Origin of the sequence: Thalassospira profundimaris (assembly GCF_003326755.1) — a bacterium.
Taxonomy (GTDB): domain Bacteria; phylum Pseudomonadota; class Alphaproteobacteria; order Rhodospirillales; family Thalassospiraceae; genus Thalassospira; species Thalassospira profundimaris_B.
The window spans coordinates 1-935 of record NZ_JPWH01000074.1; the positions used below are offsets into that span (position 1 = coordinate 1).

Annotated in this window: 1 protein-coding gene; it reads right to left on the reverse strand. The window is 56.7% G+C overall.

What is annotated here, in order from left to right:
- Positions 1-114: 114 nt before the first annotated feature.
- On the reverse strand, positions 115-935 hold an 821-nt coding region (locus TH25_RS24610; RefSeq protein ID WP_258549305.1), incomplete at its 5' end, for an IS3 family transposase.

The window sequence follows — 935 nt, forward strand, 5'->3', positions numbered from 1 at the left end:
GTCAAGGTAGCCGTGAGAGGACGCTTACGGATTTCCGGTGACACCTGGGCAAACTTGTAGATCTTGCCTTTGCCAATACGAGGCGGATTGACCTGCGCCCCAAGGTTCCTCCAGTCATAAGTAGAGGCTTTGGTTAAATTCATGCCCTGAATTGGGTTTGGATGCAATCATGTACGGGGGTACCCCCGTACATGATTGCGACGCAATTTCTGCCGGAGGTTTTCCCCCGTGTGCAGAATGGGGTCTGATGGTGTTGTAATCGTGTTTCCAGTCGGCCAGTATCGCCCTTGCGTGGTGCAGGGACGAGAACAGGGTTTCATTCAGGCATTCGTCGCGCAGTTTGCCATTGAAGCTCTCGACAAACCCGTTCTGCATCGGTTTGCCCGGCGCAATGTAATGCCACGCGACCTTCCTGTCCTGAACCCACTTGAGGACGGCCATACTGGTCAGTTCCGTGCCATTATCGCTGACAATGGTTGCCGGTTTGCCCCGAACCTCAATCAGCTGATCAAGCACCCGGGTTACCCGCTTGCCGGACAGGGATGTATCAGCAACCAGCGCCAGACATTCGCGACTGTAATCATCCACCACGGTCAGAATGCGGAACCGGCGGCCATCCATAAAGGCATCGGAGACAAAATCCAGTGACCAGCGCCGATTCACTCTATCGGGCAGTTGGATCGGTGCCCGCGTTCCCAATGCCCGCTTCCGCCCGCCACGCTTGCGCACCTGAAGGCTTTCTTCCCGATAGATCCGCCGAAGCTTCTTGTGGTTCACATGCCAGCCCTCGCGCGCCAGCATCATATGCAGGCGGCGATAACCAAACCGCTTGCGCTCATGCGACAGCGCCTTCAGGCGTGTACGCAAAGGCATATCATCCGGCCGTAGAGGGCGATATCTCATGCTGGACCGATCCACTGGCAGGGCTGAACAGG